We start from the raw sequence: 15408 nt of genomic DNA on the forward strand, positions 1-15408 counted from the left end.
CTCTCGGCTGTGAGCTGACACGTGGTGTGCTGAGCGTGACATCGGTCGCCCCCACCGGCATACTCGGGCCCGCGTGACGCTGATCACCGCAAGGGGGGATGCGCGTCACGGGTCCAGTTGCGAGACCAAGCTCCACCATCGCGCCGTCCAAGCCTGGAGGAACTCAGTGCCCCGCCGTACCCCGATCATCGTCGCCACCGCGCTCGTCGCGTCGCTGGCCGGCCTCCCGCTCGCGGCGCGCGCCGCCGACGCGCTGGTGGCCGACGAACCGCAGCGCACTCCGCTGGTCAAGGAATCCTCGACCGGCGCTTACATCGTCCAACTCGACGACGCCCCGGTGGCCGAGTACGGCGGCGGCATCGCCGGCCTGCCGTCCACCCGCGTCGCGCCCGGGGGGAAGCTGCTCAAGACCGCAGCGCCGGTGCTCGAGTACGTGCAGCACCTCACCCGCGAGCGGGAGGAAGTCCTCGCCAAGGTCCCCGGCGCGCAGAAGCTGTACGACTACAGCTACACGTACGCCGGTTTCGCCGCCCAGATGTCGTACGACGAAGCCGTCAAGCTGGCCAAGTCGTCCGGCGTGAAGAGCGTCGAGCCGAGCGAACTGCAGCGCCAGGACACCGTCGACACCCCGCGGTTCCTCGGCCTGTCCGGCAAGGGCGGCGCCTGGCAGCAGGCGGGTGGTGTCGACAAGGCCGGTGACGGCGTCATCATCGGCGTCATCGACACCGGTTTCGTCCCGGAGCGGGCCAGCTTCGCCCCGATCAAGACCACCAAGCGGTCCGACGCGATCGTCGCGGCGAAGTGGAAGGGCACCTGCCAGGCCGGTGAGGAGGCGCCCGTCACCTGCAACAACAAGGTCATCGGCGCCCGGTACTTCGACAAGGGCATCGGCACCCGCCCGATCCCGGAGGAGTTCAAGTCGCCGCGTGACTACGGCGGCCACGGCACTCACACGGCCAGCACGGCGGGCGGCAACTACGGCGTCGACATGAGCGTCATGGGCCGCGACTACGGCAAGGGCTCCGGCATCGCCCCGCACGCCCGGCTGGCGATCTACAAGGTCCTGTGGGCCGTCGACCAGACCGGCGGCGGCAGCGGCGCCGACGCGGACATCGTGGCCGGTATCGACGCCGCGGTCGCCGACGGCGTGGACGTGATCAACTACTCGATCTCCGGCAGCGGCTCGACGTACGTGAACTCCGTCGGCCTCGCGTTCCTGCGGGCGGCGCGGGCGGGCGTGTTCGTCGCCACCAGCGCCGGCAACACCGGCCCCGGGGTCAGCACGGTCGGCAAGACCTACCCGTGGGTGACGACGGTTGCCAACGGCACCCACGATCGCGACGTCCAGACCACGGTGACGCTGGGCGACGGCAAGTCCTACACCGGCGCCGGTATCGGCAGCGGGGTGCCGTCGAGCCCGGTCGTCCTCGCCAAGGACGCCGGCCTCGCCGGTGCGAACCCGGCGAACCTGCTGCTCTGCATGGCGGGCACGCTCGACCCGGCCAAGGTCCAGGGCAAGATCGTGGTGTGCGACCGCGGCGGCAACGCCCGCGTCGACAAGAGCCTCCAGGTCAAGAACGCCGGCGGTGTCGGCATGATCCTGCTGAACATCACCCCGGGCACGCTCGACTCCGACCTGCACTCGGTGCCGACCGTCCACCTCGACGACAAGGCCGCGCCCGAGGTCAAGGCGTACGTCGGCGGCACCGCGAACCCGACCGCCACGATCAGCGCGGGTACGCCGGTCCGCGTCACCGCGCCGAAGGTCGCCAGCTCGTCCAGCCGCGGCCCGTCCCTGGCCGGGAACGGCGACCTGCTCAAGCCCGACGTGATGGCGCCGGGCACGAACGTGCTGGCCGCGGCCTCCGCCTTCAGCGCGGCGGGTGGCGAATACGCGTTCATGAGCGGCACCTCGATGTCCTCGCCGCACATCGCCGGTGCGGCGGCGGTGCTCAAGAGCAAGTACCCGAACTGGTCGCCGATGGCGATCAAGTCCGCGCTGCTCACCACGACGACCGACAAGGACACCAGCGGCCAGCCGATCCAGAACGACTCCGGCTCGCCCGCCACGCCGTTCGGGTACGGCGCCGGTCTCGTCCAGCCGAAGACCGCGATGGACCCCGGTCTGGTCTACGACTCGACGTACGAGGACTGGACCAAGTTCGTCTGCGGCTCCGGTCAGGTGCCGGCCACCCACGAGCTGTGCGCGAACGGCAAGATCGACCCGAGTGACCTGAACTACCCGACCATCTCGATCGGGGACCTGGCCGGCAAGCAGACCGTCACCCGGACCGTGCGCAACGTCGGCACGCTGCCGGAGATCTACTTCCCGAAGGTCGAGGGCCTGAAGGGCTTCAAGGTGACGGTCTCGCCGCGGATGCTGATCACGCTGCCCGGCCGGGCAGCGACGTACAAGGTCACCATCGAGAACGCGGGCGCCCCGCTGGAGCAGTACTCGTTCGGCAAGCTGACCTGGAAGTCGAGCGAGCACTCGGTGAGCAGCACGGTCGCGATCAAGCCGCTGACCGTCAAGGCGCCGGTGCAGGTCATCGGGACCGGGACGGCGGGATCCGTCCAGGTGCCGATCACCGCCGGGTACACCGGCACGCTCAACACCAGCGCGGTCGGGCTGACGGCGGCCACCGTGGCCGAGACCACGATCAAGAGCCCGGGCGGTACGTCGTTCCCGACGACCAACCCGGCGGTCAACGACCACGTCGCCAAGATCACCGTGAACGTGCCGGTCGGCGCGAAGCACGCCCGGTTCTCGACGTTCGACGCCGACTACCCGGCGGGCACCGACGTCGACCTGTACGTCTACAAGACCGGCACGACGACCCTGCTCGGCAACAGCGGCGGCGGGTCGTCCGAGGAGGAGGTCAACCTCGCGGCGCCGGCCGGCGGGTCGTACGACGTGTACGTCGACCTCTTCGCGGGAGCCGGCAACCAGCAGGTGAAGCTCAACCACTGGTCGCTGCAGAACGTCGAGGGCAACCTCACGGTCACTCCGGCCAGCCAGCAGGTCCAGACGGCGGCTCAGACGAGTGTCACCGCGTCCTGGACCGGCCTGACCGCAGGCACCCGGTACCTGGGTCGCCTGCAGTACACCGACGGCGCAGACGGCTCCGGCTCGACGCTCATTCGGGTAGACAGCTAGCAAGACACGCATCGAGGGCGGTCCCCAGGCCAGGGGACCGCCCTCGTCGTGCTCAACCCATGCGTTCCCGCACCCAGTCGAGGTGAACGATCGCGTGCCGGCGCTGCCACTGGCGGATGGTCGGCAGCCCTGGCGGGGCAGGCTGGGCCGCGGCCCACCACAGGCCGCCTGCGATGGCGGCCAGGAAGCCGGTGATCGCCTCGTCGTCGGGGAGCGCCGGCAGCGTCACCGACTCGCGCATGTCCGCGTGCAGGATCACGGTGTCCGCCCAGCGGGGCGCCCGGGCCGCGTGCGCCCAGTCGATGAACACCACCCGGTCGTCCGTGAGGATGACGTTGTCGGCCCGCAGGTCCCAGTGCGCCAGCGCCTTGCCCTCCGCGAGCGCCCGCAGACCGGTCCGGGCCAGCTCCGCCAGCTCCTCCTCGCGCCCAGCAGCCCACTCGGGTACGGCGAGACCGTCAGCGATCACGTTGTCCCACCGGCTGAGGAACTCGGCGCTGCGTACGGCGGCCACCGGCGCGTCCGGCCACGGCGACGGGTCCAGGGCGTCGGTGAGCTCGTCCAGCGCTCCCAGGACCCGGTCGGCGTCGGCCTGCTCCCACGGGTGGGCGGGGAGGCGGCCGTGGATGTCCTCGAGCAGGATCCCGACCCAGTCGCCGTCGTCGTACACGTCGTACAGCTCGGGTGTGGCCGGCAACGGGCCGACGCCCTGGATCGCGGCGATCTCGTTGCGGAACAGCTCGGGCGTCTTGGGGTTGAGCGCCGGACCGACGGCCTTGACGAAGGCGCGGCGGCCGGAGGCGGTCACCAGGCGGGCGGCGGCGCCGGGGGAGAAGCCGCCCTGCTGGGTCGCGGCGGTGACGACCACCGAGCCCAGCGCGCGCTCCACCCACGCCCGCACGGGGGCGGGCACCTCCTCGAAGGGCAACCGGACCCCAGCAGCGTGCGCCATGCGTCACAACGGTAGGTCCCGCGCACCGTTACCGCCCGTGATTTTCAAATCCGCTGGCCTCGCATGGGATGATTCAGTGGTTGACCAAGCAGTACCCGAGACGAACTGGATCCCCTCCGTGCCCGTTGGCCCCAAGAATGTGCCGCAGCCGGGTCGTACCGACCCGTCGCTGATCCGGAACTTCTGCATCATCGCCCACATCGACCACGGCAAGTCGACGCTGGCCGACCGGATGCTGCAGATCACCGGGGTGGTCGACGACCGCTCGATGCGGGCGCAGTACCTGGACCGGATGGACATCGAGCGGGAACGCGGCATCACGATCAAGTCGCAGGCGGTCCGGCTGCCGTTCACGCCCGGCCCGGACACCCCCGGCGGCCTGCTGGCGCCGGACGGCACGACGTACATCCTGAACATGATCGACACCCCCGGCCACGTCGACTTCACCTACGAGGTGTCGCGGTCGCTGGAGGCGTGCGAGGGCGCGGTGCTGCTGGTCGACGCGGCGCAGGGCATCGAGGCGCAGACGCTGGCCAACCTCTACCTGGCGCTGAACGCGGACCTGCACATCATTCCGGTGCTGAACAAGATCGACCTGCCCAGCGCCCAGCCGGAGAAGTACGCCGCCGAGCTCGCCCACATCATCGGCTGCGACCCGTCCGACGTGCTGAAGGTGTCGGCGAAGACCGGCGCCGGCGTGGAGGACCTGCTGAGCGAGATCGTCGCCCAGGTCGAGCCGCCGAAGGGTGTCAAGGACGCCCCGCCGCGGGCGCTGATCTTCGACTCGGTCTACGACACCTACCGCGGCGTGGTCACCTACGTCCGGGTGGTCGACGGCGAGCTGAACCACCGGGACCGGATCAAGATGATGTCGACCGGCGCGGTGCACGAGATGCTCGAGGTCGGCGTGATCTCGCCCGAGCCGATGAAGTCGCCGAGTATCGGGGTCGGCGAGGTCGGCTACCTGATCACCGGCGTGAAGGACGTCCGCCAGTCCCGGGTCGGTGACACCGTCACCGCGGCCGTGCACGGCGCGACCGAACCGCTCGGCGGCTACAAGCATCCGCAGCCGATGGTGTACTCCGGGCTGTTCCCGATCGACGGCGACGACTACCCGACGCTGCGGGACGCGCTGGAGCGGCTGCAGCTGAACGACGCGGCGCTGCAGTACGAGCCGGAGACCTCGGGCGCGCTCGGGTTCGGGTTCCGCTGCGGCTTCCTCGGCCTGCTGCACATGGAGATCGTCCGGGAGCGGCTCGAGCGCGAGTTCGACCTGGACCTGATCTCGACCGCGCCGAACGTGGTCTACCGGGTCGAGATGGAGGACGGCAAGGAGCACGTCGTCACCAACCCGAGCGAGTTCCCCGAGGGCAAGATCGCCGAGATCTACGAGCCGGTGGTGAAGGCGACGATCCTCAGCCCGAAGGACTACATCGGCGTGATCATGGAGCTGTGCCAGACCAAGCGGGGCAGCCTGGGTGGCATGGAGTACCTGTCCGAGGACCGGGTCGAGCTGCGCTACACGCTGCCGCTGGCCGAGATCGTGTTCGACTTCTTCGACCAGCTGAAGTCCAAGACCAAGGGCTACGCGTCGCTGGACTACGAGCCGACCGGTGAGCAGGCCGCGGCGCTGGTCAAGGTGGACATCCTGCTGCAGGGCGAGCAGGTCGACGCGTTCTCGGCGATCGTGCACCGCGACAACGCCTACGCGTACGGCGTCGCGCTGGCCGGCAAGCTGAAGGAGCTGATCCCGAGGCAGCAGTTCGAGGTGCCGATCCAGGCCGCGATCGGATCCCGCATCATCGCCCGCGAGTCGATTCGCGCCATCCGCAAGGACGTGCTGGCCAAGTGCTACGGCGGTGACATCACCCGGAAGCGCAAGCTGCTGGAGAAGCAGAAGGAAGGCAAGAAGCGGATGAAGATGGTCGGCCGGGTCGAGGTCCCGCAGGAGGCCTTCATCGCCGCGCTGCGCACTTCGGACGCTCCGGAGAAGGCCAAGAAGTAGTGACCCGGGTGAGGGCCGAGAAGTAGTGGAGATCCCCGCCGATTTCCTGGTGGTCGCGTCGCGCGGGCAGGACTGGGCGGACTGGCTGGACCGGTTGCCGCGCCTGACCCGGGAGCTGCTCGGCGAGTGGAGCCTCCGCGTCGACGGTACGACGTCGTACGGCAACTGCGCCCTCGTCGTACCGGTGCTGACGGCCGACGACCAGCCGGCGGTGCTGAAGGTGCAGTTCCCGCACTGGGAGGCCGAGACCGAGCACCTCGCGCTCCGCGACTGGGGTGGGAACGGCGCGGTGCAGCTGCTGCGTGCGGACCCGCGCCGATTCGCCCTGCTGCTGGAGCGGTTGGAGCCGCGCGACCTGACCACGGTCGACGCGCTCGAGGCCTGTGAGATCGTTGGCGCTGCCTACCAGCGGCTGCACATTCCCGCCGGCCCGCAGTACCGGACCCTGTCCGGCGAGCTGAAACGATGGATCGAGCGCTTCCGGCAGCTGCCCGCCTCGGCGCCGGTGCCGCACCGGTACGTCGAGCAGGCCATCTCGCTCGCCGAGGACTTCAGCACCGACCCGGCGTGTGACGGCAAGCTGATCCACACCGACCTGCACTACTTCAACGTGCTCGCCGCTGCTCGCGAACCCTGGCTGGTGATCGACCCGAAGCCGCTGTCCGGCGACCCGCACTACGAGGTCGCGCCGCTGATCTGGAACCGCTGGGACGAGGTCGTTGCCGCCGGCGACCTTCGGTTCGCGGTCCGGCAGCGCTTCTACGCCGCGATCGACGCCGCCGGCCTCGACGAGGACCGGGCCCGCGACTGGGTGATCGTCCGGCAGATGCTCAACGTGCTGTGGACCCTGGAGGACTCCGGCGCCGACGAGTCGCTGCCCCAGGACTGGCTGACCCGCAACATCGCGATCGTGAAGGCCATCCAGGACTGAAAACTCAGTAGAGCCGGAAGCCGCCACGGCGGATGATGGTCGGCATGCGGCTGCTGACGGTCAACGTGGTGGAGAAGCTGATCCCGGGTCCCAAGGACACGGGGCTCACAGCGATCGACAAGCGACCGCAGGCCGGCCGAGTACGGGTTTCCGAGCTCGGCCTCGCGGGCGACAAGGTCTGCGACACCAAGAACCACGGCGGCCCGGACCAGGCGCTCTACGCGTACGCCGAGGAGGACGCGGCGTGGTGGGCGGCCGAGCTGGGGCGGGAGATCCCGACCGGGTTGTTCGGCGAGAACCTCCGCACGGAAGGCCTCGACATCACCGGTGCGCTGCTCGGTGAGGTGTGGCGGATCGGTCCGGAGGTCGAGGTGATGGTGCGGGCGCCGCGGATCCCGTGCATCACGTTCCAGGACCGGATGCGGGAACCGCGCTGGGTGAAGCGGTTCCACCAGGCGGGGCGTCCCGGCGCCTACCTGAAGGTGCTGCGCACCGGAGCCGTCGGCGCGGGCGATCCGATCGAGGTGGTGAGCCGACCGGCGCACGAGGTCACCATCGGCCACATGTTCGGCGCCCAGGATCCCGCGAAGATGCAGCGAATGCTGGACTCCGGTGTCGACCTGATGGATGAGCTCCGCGAGATCGCCCAGCGCGTCGTGGCGCGGGCATGACGGGCCTGCTCCCAGCACCCGGACCACTTCGGCCGCTCGCTCTCGCCACCCTGCTCAGCCGGGTGGGCAGCGGGCTGCTGATGACGGTCAGCGTGCTGTACTTCACCCGGATCGTCGGGCTGTCGATCGCTCAGGTCGGGCTCGGGCTGACCATCGCGGGGCTGTTCGGCCTGCTGTCCGCGGTGCCGATGGGACATCTGGCCGACCGCCGCGGTCCGCGCACGCTGTTCGTCGTACTCAGCCTGGTGCTCTGTGGGCTGAGCCTGCTTTACCTGCTCGTGCACACGTTCTGGCAGTTCCTCATCGTCGCGATCGTGCTCACCGTGGTCGACCGCGGCGCCGGGGCTGTCCGGGCTGCGCTGATCGCTGCCATCACGCAGGGCGCGGGCCGGGTCGCGGCTCGTGCCTACCTGCGGGCGGTCACCAACATCGGCATCATGGCCGGCGCCGGGATCGGCGCTTTCGCACTGCATTTCGACACGGGTACGGCGTACCGCGCGATGTTCGTCCTGGACGCCGTGCTGAGTGTCGTCGCGGCGTTCGTCGTGCTGGCGATCCCACGGGTCGCGCCGCAGCCCAAGAGCGACGACGGGCCGGTGTGGGTCGCGCTGCGCGATCGTGGGTACCTCGCGGTCGCCGCGCTCAACGCCGCGATGTCGATCCAGTTCGCCGTACTGGAGGTCGCGATTCCGCTCTGGGTGGTCGACCACACCGACGCGCCGCGCTGGACGGTCGCGCTGCTGCTGATCATCAACACCGTGGTCGTCGCGCTCTTCCAGGTGCGTTCGTCGCGCGGCATCGCCGACCCGGCGACCGCCGCCCGGGCGACCAGGACCGCCGGATTGTTGCTGATGGCATCGATGGTGCTGTTCGCCGGCGCGTCGTGGGGCAGTGCCGCCGTCGCAGTCGGGTTGCTGGCGGTCGGTGCGCTCGTGCAGGTGCTGGGGGAGTTGCTGCAGTCGTCCGGCTCGTTCCTGCTCGGTTTCGACCTGGCCGCGGACCACGCCCAGGGCCAGTACCAGGGCCTGTGGAACACCAGCATGTCGATCAGCACGATGGTCGCTCCGACCGTCCTTGCCCTGCTCCCGCTCGGCCTCGGCGTCCCGGGCTGGATCATCCTCGGCGTCTGGTTCGCGTTGATCGGGGTGCTGTTCGTGCCCGTCGTCCGGTGGGCTGCGGCGCGGCGGGTGCAGGGTAGTCAAGTCATCGTGAGCGGTGCATAATCGGGGGCTCATTGCTTGGGGGGCATTGAGCAAGGGGGAACTACATGCGTCGCGCTGTCGTGACCGGGGGAGCTGGGTTCATCGGTAGTCATCTGTGCGAACGACTACTTGCCGAAGACTACGAAGTGCTCTGCCTGGACAACTTTCTGACCGGGCGCCCGGACAACGTCGCCCACCTGATCGACCATCCCGGCTTCCGGCTCATCCGCTGTGACGTCACCGACTACGTGCACGTGGCCGGCCCGGTGGACGCCGTACTGCACTTCGCGTCGCCGGCCTCGCCGATCGACTATCTCAGGTTGCCGATCCAGACCCTCGAGGTCGGCTCGGCCGGCACCCACCACGCGCTCGGGCTCGCCCGCGCGAAGGGCGCCCGGTTCGTGCTGGCCTCGACGTCGGAGGTGTACGGCGACCCGCTCGTCCACCCGCAGCAGGAGAACTACTGGGGCAACGTCAACCCGATCGGCCCCCGGGCGGTATACGACGAGGCGAAACGGTTCGCGGAGGCGATCACCACGGCCTACCGGACCGCGCACGGCGTGGACACGGGGATCGTGCGGATCTTCAACACCTACGGGCCGCGGCTGCGGGCGAACGACGGCCGGGCGGTGCCGACGTTCATCCGGCAGGCGCTCGAGGAGGTGCCGATCGTGGTCGCCGGTGACGGCAGCCAGACCCGGTCGATCTGCTACGTGGACGACACCGTCGAGGGCATCATCCGGATGGTGCACGCCGACCATCCGGGGCCGATGAACCTGGGTAATCCGCACGAGTTGCCGGTGCTGGAGCTGGCGCGGTGGATCAAGGAGCTGGTGGGCTCACCGTCCGAGATCGCGTTCGGTCCGTTGCCGAAGGACGACCCACGCGTGCGGCAGCCGGACATCAGCCAGGCCCGGGACGTGCTGGCCTGGGAGCCGAAGATCGACGCCGAGGAAGGGCTTCAGCGCACCATCGACTGGTTTCGGGCTCAGGCCCGCTCGCAGGAGGTTCAGGTCGGCTCGCGGTAGCCGAGAGCGGCGGAGATCTTGCGGGCGGCCTCGATCGCGGCGGGAGCCATCAGCGCGACCTGGGCGATCGACTGCTCCAGCGACAGCGTGGAGATGCTGACCGCGGCGATCGCGGCGCCGGTGTGGTCGTGGATGACGGCGGCGACGCAGCGGATTCCCGGCTCGTTCTCCTCGTCGTCCAGCGCGTAGCCGCGGGCCCGGACCTGGGCGAGGTCTGCCTTCAACGAGGCTGCGGTCGTGTGCGTCAGCGGGGTCCGGGCCGGGAGGCCGGTCCGGGTGATGTGCGCGTCGAGCGCCTCGTCGTCCTTCTCCGCGAGCAGCGCCTTGCCGATGCCGGTGCAGTGCAGCCAGAACGCCTTGCCCACGCGGGACGGCATCCGGTACGGCTTCGGTCCGTCGAGCCGGGCGACGTAGATCGCCTCGTCGCCGTTGAGCAGGCCGACGTGCACAGTGCACCGGGTCTGCGCGACCAGGTCGGCGAGCACCGGGCGGGCTACCGTGGCGAGGTCGACGTTGGTGAGGGCGTGACCGGCCAGCCGCAGCGCCTTCGGGCCCGGGTGGTACGACCCGTCCTCGGCCTGCGCGACGAACTCGTGCTCCACCAGCGACGCCATGATCCGGTGCACGGTCGACTTCGCCAGACCGGTCGCGTTGACCACGTCGGTGAACCGCGAGTGCTCCAGGACGGCGTCCAGCACCATCAGCGTCTTGTCGATGGCCGAGGGCGAGCTCATGTCGGTCATCCTGCCACTCCTATCTGGCCAGCCAGCCACCGTCGACCGCGAGCACGTGACCGTTCACGTACCCGGCCGCCGCCGAGGCCAGGAAGACCGCGGCGCCGACCACGTCCTCCGGCCGGCCCCAGCGGCCGGCCGGGATGCGTTCCCGGATGGCCGCTTCGCGACCGGGGTCCGCGCGCAGGTCGGTGGTGTTGTCGGTGCTGATGTATCCGGGCGCGATCGCGTTCACCCGGACCCCGGCCGGACCCCACTCGTTGGCCAGCGCCTTGGTCAGTCCCGCGACCGCGTGCTTGCTCGCAGTGTAGGCGGGAACGGTGAACCCGCCCTGGAAGCTCAGCAGCGAGGCGATCGTGACAACGGTTCCGGAACCGCGCTCGGCCATCGCGGCGCCGATCGGCCGGGTGACCGCCCAGGTGGAGTTGAGGTTCACGTCGATCACGTGCCGCCAGTCCGCGGTCGCCGTGTCGGCCGCCGGGGCGCGCCGGATCGTGCCGGCGTTGTTGACCAGGATGTCGATCCGCCGGGTCCGGGCCAGCTCGGTCGCGACCGCCTCGACCGCGGCCGGGTCGGCGAAGTCCGCGGTCACCACAGTCGCCTCCCCGCCGCCGTTCGCCTTGATGGCCTCCAGCGTGTCCTCGACCGCCGCGTCTCGCGCCATCAGGATCAGCTCGGCGCCGGCGGCGGCGTACCCGGCGGCGATGGCCGCGCCGATACCCCGCCGGGCGCCGGTGACGAGCGCCGTACGCCCGCGCAGGCTGAACGGGTCAGCCGTCACCGCAGGTCCCGTACGTCGACGCCGTCCATGTCCCCGAACGCCTGGTTCTCGCCGGCCATCGCCCAGACGAAGCTGTACGACGACGTGCCGGCGCCGCTGTGGATCGACCAGCTGGGGGAGATGACGGCCTGGCGGTCGGCGACCAGCAGGTGCCTGGTCTCGTCGGGCTCGCCGAGCAGGTGAACGATCCGCTCGGTCTCAGGGAGGCCGAAGTACAGGTAGCACTCGGTACGCCGGTCGTGCGTGTGCGCGGGCATGGTGTTCCAGGTGCTGCCCGCGTGCAGCGTGGTCACACCGAGCACGATCTGGCAGCTGCGTACGCCGTCCGCGTGGATGTATTGGTCGATCGTGCGGCGGTTCGCGGTCTGCTGGTCGCCGAGCTCGAGCCGGTTGCCCTCACCCGGGTTGACGAGCGTGGTGGGGAAGGCGGTGTGGGCGGCGGCGGAGAAGAGGTAGAACGCCGCCTCGGGTCCGTCGAAGACCACCTCGCGGACGCCGCGGCCGACGTACAGGCAGGCTCCGGTGCTCAACTCGTACTTCGTCCCGTCGGTGGTGACCGTGCCGGGGCCGCCGACGTTGACGATGCCGGCCTCACGCCGTTCGAGGAAGTACTCGCTGCGCAGCTCCGGCCAGGTGGGCAGGCTGAGCGGCCCGCTCGTGGGGCGCGCGCCGGCGAGCACGATCCGGTCGTGGTGGGTGAGCACCGCGGTGACCGCGTCCGGGACGAAGAGGTCGTCGACCAGGTAGTGCCGGCGCAGCGCGGCCGTGTCGAACCCGGGGACCTGGTCGGGATGGGTGGCGTGCCTGATCTGCAAGAGGGCATTCACAGAACTAGGTTCTACTCCACGGAACATCGTGTCAAACCTTCGGGGTGGAACATCCGCCGGGATTGTTCCGGGTTCCGCCACTTGACACCGAGTTCTGGTGAATGGAACCTTCCATTCAGCGCCCACCGCCCCTGGGAGGTTTCACGATGACCGCATTGGACTGGACGGTCCTGGTCGGCTACTTCGTCCTGATGGTGCTGATCGGCATCTGGTCGCGGACGAAGATCAAGACAGTGGTCGACTACTTCACCACCGGTGGCCGGATCCCCTGGTGGTTGTCCGGCATCTCGCACCACATGTCCGGCTACAGCGCCGTCATGTTCGTCGCCTTCGCCGCGGTCGCCTACACCTACGGCATCACCGTCTACGTCTGGTGGGCGGTGTCGATCGGTGTCGGCGTCGGTATCGGCGCGTTCGTGTTCGCGGCCCGCTGGAACCGGCTGCGCGCCAGACACGGCGTCGTCTCACCGCTCGAGTACCTGGCCCGTCGCTACAACCTGCCGACACAGCAGGCGCTGGCGTACTCCGGGGCCGCGCTGAAGGTCGTCGACATCGCGTCGAAGTGGGTCGCGATCGCCGTACTGCTCAACGGCTTCACCGGAGTGCCGATCCGGTGGGGAATCCTGATCACCGGCGTGGTCACGATGGCCTACGCGACGCTCGGTGGACTGTGGGCCGACGTACTGACCGACTTCGGGCAGTTCGTGATCCAGTTCGCGGCCGGGATCGCCATGTTCATCGGGGTGCTCGCGCACCTGGACGGCGTGCCGACGCTGTGGACGATGTGGGACCAGTTGCCCGAAGGCCACGGCGATCCGTTGAACGGGCCTTATACAACGATCTTCTTGGTGGCGTTCCTGTTCATCAAGACCTTCGAGTACAACGGCGGGATGTGGAACCTGGCGCAGCGCTACATGGCCGCGCCGTCGGGTTCCGCGGCCAAGCGGTCCGCGCTGCTGTCGTCGTTCCTCTGGCTGGTCTGGCCGCTGGTCCTGTTCATCCCGATGTGCGCCACGCCACTGCTGGTCAGCCCGGGCAAGCCCGAGCAGTCGTACGTCGAGCTCGCCCAGCTGCTGCTGCCGACCGGGCTGATCGGGCTGGTGCTGGCCGGGTTCTTCTCGCACACGATGGCGATGGTGGCCTCCGACGCGAACGTCATCTCGTCCGTCATCACCCGTGACCTGGCGCCGGTGCTGGTGCCGAAGATCCGCCGGCTGAGCGATGCCGCCGTCCTGAAGTTCGCCCGGATCACCACCTTCACGTTCGTCACGATCAGCATGCTGATCGCGATCCTGACCAACGGGCAGGGCGTCGTCCTGAAGATTGTCGTGGACCTGGTGGCCGCGACCATGGGCCCGATCTCGATCCCGCTGATGCTCGGCCTGCTGCCGTGGTTCAAGCGCAGCGGGGCGCGGGCCGCGATCGCCTCCTGGGCGATCGGCCTGGTGGTCTGGGCGATCGTCAAGTGGGGGATCGAGTCCACCGACACCACCCTGGTCGTCGCGTTGCCGCTGGCAACTTCCCTGGTCGTGTACGTCGGCCTCGGCCTGCTGCTGCCGGAACGCCGCCCGGAGGTCGACGAGCTGGTCGACTCGCTGAACAGCGACCCGGACGAGACCGACGAGATCGCCGCGAGACGGGCCGCACTGGCCGGCTGATTCCTGGAACACTGTCCCGTGACACAGAACTACCGACTTGGAGAGATCTGAATGCCGAACATCACCGTCGAGCTCCTGTCCGGCCGCACGCTCGACCAGCGCCGCGAGTTCGTCGCCGCCGTCACCGAGTCCGCCATCTCCATCCTGAACGCCAAGCGCGAGTCCGTCCGCATCGTCTTCACCGAAATCGAGACCACCGACGTGGCCAACGGCGGCGTCCTGGTCGCCGACGCCTGACCACACCTGCACCGGGCCCGGCCTCCCTCCCGCCCCAGGGAGGCCGGGCCGCCGCATGGTGGAACTCGGGTGATTGGTGGGGGTTTCGCTATTAGGGTGCAGGCATGCGAGTTGGTGTGTTTGGGGCTACGGGTCAGGTCGGCAGTGTGATGCGGGAGCTGCTCGTCGAGCGGAAGTTCCCGGTGGATGAGGTGCGGTACTTCGCGTCGGCGCGGTCGGCGGGGACGAAGCTGCCGTTCGGCGACACCGAGATCACGGTCGAGGACTCCGCCACGGCCGACTTCAAGGGCCTGGACCTGGCGCTGTTCTCGAACGGGAAGACGGCGTCGAAGGAGCTCGCCCCGAAGGTCGCCGCGGCCGGGGCCGTGGTGGTGGACAACTCGTCCGCGTGGCGGATGGATCCCGACGTACCGCTGGTGGTGTCCGAGGTGAACCCGGGCGACCTCGACAACCTGCCGAAGGGCATCGTCGCCAACCCGAACTGCACCACCATGGCCGCGATGCCGGTGCTCGCCCCGCTGCACCGCGAGGCGACCCTGACCCGGCTGATCACCGCCACCTACCAGGCCGTCTCCGGCTCCGGCGGCGTCGGCGTCAGCGAGCTGGAGGACCAGGCTCGCGCCCTCGTGGAGCCGGGCGGCCGGCTGGCCCGCGGAACGCAGGGCATCACGCTGCCCGAGCCCAAGGTGTACGCCGGGCCGATCGCGTTCAACGTGCTCCCGCTGGCCGGCTCGATCGTTGCCGACGGCACCGGTGAGACGGATGAGGAGCAGAAGCTCCGGAACGAGAGCCGCAAGATCCTGCACATCCCGGACCTGCTGGTCGCCGGAACCTGCGTCCGGGTGCCGGTGTTCACCGGGCACTCGCTGAGCATCCACGCCGAGTTCGCCTCGTCGATCACGCCCGAGCGTGCGACCGAGCTGCTCGGCGCCGCTCCGGGCGTCGCGCTCGCCGACATCCCGACGCCGCTGCTCGCCGCCGGCCAGGACCCGTCGTACGTCGGCCGCATCCGCCAGGACCAGTCCGTCCCGGACAACCGCGGCCTCGCCCTCTTCATCTCCAACGACAACCTCCGCAAGGGCGCCGCCCTGAACGCCGTCCAAATCGCCGAGCTCCTCGCAGAACGGTAGAAGGTGGGGTACGACGGGGCGACCGCTTCGTAGGAACGGCGCGGCGTTGACTGCGCCGGGTCGTGGAGCTGCTCGCGGGTGCCGGTAGGCGTGGT

The 15408-nt window shown here is 69.5% G+C and carries 13 protein-coding genes; 9 read left to right on the forward strand and 4 right to left on the reverse strand.

The window, feature by feature from the left end; genetic code table 11:
• Positions 1-166: 166 nt before the first annotated feature.
• A complete protein-coding gene (locus ACWCOV_RS31115) occupies positions 167-3157 on the forward strand; it encodes a S8 family serine peptidase (protein WP_449832894.1) in 2991 nt (996 codons plus the stop codon).
• A 52-nt stretch (positions 3158-3209) separates the two neighbouring features.
• Here the strand turns inward: ACWCOV_RS31115 and ACWCOV_RS31120 are convergent, their stop codons facing one another.
• The gene (locus tag ACWCOV_RS31120) at positions 3210-4109 is read right to left on the reverse strand and encodes a hypothetical protein (protein WP_449832895.1); all 900 of its coding nucleotides are present in this window, start codon (positions 4107-4109) and stop codon (positions 3210-3212) included.
• A 118-nt stretch (positions 4110-4227) separates the two neighbouring features.
• Here ACWCOV_RS31120 and lepA point away from each other — a divergent pair, with 118 nt between their 5' ends.
• Genes lepA through ACWCOV_RS31145 form a run of 5 tightly spaced genes read left to right on the forward strand, consistent with a single transcriptional unit; the run spans position 4228 to position 9946 of the window.
• Positions 4228-6114, forward strand: coding sequence for a translation elongation factor 4 (lepA, locus tag ACWCOV_RS31125; protein WP_449832896.1), 1887 nt, complete (start codon positions 4228-4230; stop codon positions 6112-6114).
• A gap of 25 nt (positions 6115-6139) precedes the next feature.
• Positions 6140-7045: an aminoglycoside phosphotransferase family protein gene (locus ACWCOV_RS31130; RefSeq protein WP_449832897.1), complete on the forward strand. Its 906-nt coding sequence runs from the start codon at positions 6140-6142 to the stop codon at positions 7043-7045.
• Positions 7046-7089: 44 nt separating this feature from the next.
• Positions 7090-7716, forward strand: coding sequence for an MOSC domain-containing protein (locus tag ACWCOV_RS31135; protein ID WP_449832898.1), 627 nt, complete (start codon positions 7090-7092; stop codon positions 7714-7716).
• Positions 7713-8939 (forward strand): MFS transporter, encoded by a 1227-nt coding sequence (locus ACWCOV_RS31140; protein WP_449832899.1) that lies wholly within the window; start codon positions 7713-7715, stop codon positions 8937-8939. The genes ACWCOV_RS31135 and ACWCOV_RS31140 overlap by 4 nt, the downstream gene beginning before the upstream one ends.
• A gap of 44 nt (positions 8940-8983) precedes the next feature.
• Positions 8984-9946 (forward strand): UDP-glucuronic acid decarboxylase family protein, encoded by a 963-nt coding sequence (locus ACWCOV_RS31145; RefSeq protein ID WP_449832900.1) that lies wholly within the window; start codon positions 8984-8986, stop codon positions 9944-9946.
• Here the strand turns inward: ACWCOV_RS31145 and ACWCOV_RS31150 are convergent.
• Genes ACWCOV_RS31150 through kduI form a run of 3 tightly spaced genes read right to left on the reverse strand, consistent with a single transcriptional unit; the run spans position 9928 to position 12288 of the window.
• Positions 9928-10689: an IclR family transcriptional regulator gene (locus tag ACWCOV_RS31150; protein WP_449832901.1), complete on the reverse strand. Its 762-nt coding sequence runs from the start codon at positions 10687-10689 to the stop codon at positions 9928-9930. The genes ACWCOV_RS31145 and ACWCOV_RS31150 overlap by 19 nt on opposite strands.
• Before the next feature lie 10 nt (positions 10690-10699).
• Entirely contained in the window at positions 10700-11461 is a 762-nt protein-coding gene (locus ACWCOV_RS31155; RefSeq protein ID WP_449832902.1) for an SDR family oxidoreductase, read from the reverse strand.
• The gene (kduI, locus tag ACWCOV_RS31160; protein ID WP_449832903.1) at positions 11458-12288 is read right to left on the reverse strand and encodes a 5-dehydro-4-deoxy-D-glucuronate isomerase; all 831 of its coding nucleotides are present in this window, start codon (positions 12286-12288) and stop codon (positions 11458-11460) included. The genes ACWCOV_RS31155 and kduI overlap by 4 nt, the downstream gene beginning before the upstream one ends.
• A gap of 146 nt (positions 12289-12434) precedes the next feature.
• Here kduI and ACWCOV_RS31165 point away from each other — a divergent pair, with 146 nt between their 5' ends.
• From ACWCOV_RS31165 to ACWCOV_RS31175, 3 genes are all read left to right on the forward strand, one after another.
• On the forward strand, positions 12435-13946 hold the full coding sequence (locus ACWCOV_RS31165; protein ID WP_449832904.1) for a sodium:solute symporter family protein: 1512 nt from the start codon (positions 12435-12437) through the stop codon (positions 13944-13946).
• Between the two features lie 51 nt (positions 13947-13997).
• Positions 13998-14183, forward strand: coding sequence for a tautomerase family protein (locus tag ACWCOV_RS31170; protein WP_360470570.1), 186 nt, complete (start codon positions 13998-14000; stop codon positions 14181-14183).
• Positions 14184-14287: 104 nt separating this feature from the next.
• On the forward strand, positions 14288-15313 hold the full coding sequence (locus ACWCOV_RS31175) for an aspartate-semialdehyde dehydrogenase (protein WP_449832905.1): 1026 nt from the start codon (positions 14288-14290) through the stop codon (positions 15311-15313).
• Positions 15314-15408 lie beyond the last annotated feature (95 nt).

Source organism: Kribbella sp. NPDC002412 (genome assembly GCF_053592935.1).

Bases quoted from the DNA above. Each gene is read 5' to 3' on its own strand.
- ACWCOV_RS31120 (WP_449832895.1), bottom strand. From the start codon at position 4,109: ATGGCGCACGCTGCTGGGGTCCGGTTGCCCTTCGAGGAGGTGCCCGCC.
- ACWCOV_RS31135 (WP_449832898.1), top strand. From the start codon at position 7,090: ATGCGGCTGCTGACGGTCAACGTGGTGGAGAAGCTGATCCCGGGTCCC.
- ACWCOV_RS31140 (WP_449832899.1), top strand. From the start codon at position 7,713: ATGACGGGCCTGCTCCCAGCACCCGGACCACTTCGGCCGCTCGCTCTC.
- ACWCOV_RS31145 (WP_449832900.1), top strand. From the start codon at position 8,984: ATGCGTCGCGCTGTCGTGACCGGGGGAGCTGGGTTCATCGGTAGTCAT.
- ACWCOV_RS31150 (WP_449832901.1), bottom strand. From the start codon at position 10,689: ATGACCGACATGAGCTCGCCCTCGGCCATCGACAAGACGCTGATGGTG.
- ACWCOV_RS31165 (WP_449832904.1), top strand. From the start codon at position 12,435: ATGACCGCATTGGACTGGACGGTCCTGGTCGGCTACTTCGTCCTGATG.
- ACWCOV_RS31170 (WP_360470570.1), top strand. From the start codon at position 13,998: ATGCCGAACATCACCGTCGAGCTCCTGTCCGGCCGCACGCTCGACCAG.
- ACWCOV_RS31175 (WP_449832905.1), top strand. From the start codon at position 14,288: ATGCGAGTTGGTGTGTTTGGGGCTACGGGTCAGGTCGGCAGTGTGATG.